The sequence below is a fragment of the Sulfitobacter sediminis genome, from assembly GCF_040811725.1.
Taxonomy (GTDB): domain Bacteria; phylum Pseudomonadota; class Alphaproteobacteria; order Rhodobacterales; family Rhodobacteraceae; genus Sulfitobacter; species Sulfitobacter sediminis.
Map to the genome: position 1 here is coordinate 1 of NZ_JBFNXX010000100.1, position 789 is coordinate 789.

The 789-nt window shown below is 63.0% G+C and carries 2 protein-coding genes; both read right to left on the reverse strand.

The window, feature by feature from the left end; translation table 11 throughout:
* Window positions 1-118 precede the first annotated feature (118 nt).
* Window positions 119-532, reverse strand: coding sequence for a DUF2924 domain-containing protein (locus AB2B41_RS23335; RefSeq protein WP_367880225.1), 414 nt, complete (start codon window positions 530-532; stop codon window positions 119-121).
* A partial coding sequence (locus AB2B41_RS23340) for a DUF3489 domain-containing protein (protein WP_367880226.1) occupies window positions 529-789 on the reverse strand: 261 nt, incomplete at its 5' end. The genes AB2B41_RS23340 and AB2B41_RS23335, both read right to left, overlap by 4 nt.

Below are 789 nucleotides of genomic sequence, written 5' to 3' on the forward strand. Positions count from 1 at the left end.
TTCTGGCTTGCGATGTAGGCCTCGCAGGCCTCTCTCTGCGCATCGAGTGAGTTGAAGTCCTGCTCCAGCCCGTCTTCAGAGCTCTTCCGGGTGTAGATGGCGCAGCGGACCCGGTGCATCACTGGACCCCGAAGAAGCGCGGGCCCGACCAGTGGGCGCCGGTGATGTGCTTGGCAATGGCTGAGAGGGACCGCCAGGTCTTACCGTCCATGACATACCCGCCGTCGATCACCTCAACCTGGTATGTCCGCCCGTTCCATTCCCGCACCAGGAAGGAACCGGGCTTTGCGGCAATGGGTACGGTCTTGCCGGCGGCAAGGTGCTTCAGTCTGCGGGTGGTCTTCGCCGATACACCGCCCAGTACTTTGTTCTGCGCCTCCCAGATCAGCACCCGTTTCAGGAACGGCAGGGACAGATGCTTGGGTGGCGGGCGGCCAAAGGCTGCGCGCCAGCGGTCCAGGCAGGCTGATCGATCACAGGCTTCGATCTCTGCGATCATGATCGACACCTGATCTATCTCTCCGGCGTTCACCGGTCGCCCTGCCCTGCGGCAATCCGGTAGACCGATCCCTTATCCGTTTGCGTCCGAGCCACTGCGCAACCCGCCTTGCGCTGCGCGGATATCGCGGCCCTTGCCGTGTGCGGTTGCCAGCCGAAGGCCCTTTGGAGCTGGGCGATGGTCACCCCGGACTTCCGGGTCAGCAATTTGTGCAGCTGCGCCTGGCGCGTTTGCTTACCCGCAGCCGTCTTCGGTTTGGCTGTCTTTGGCGGTACTAGCTCTGATGTTGT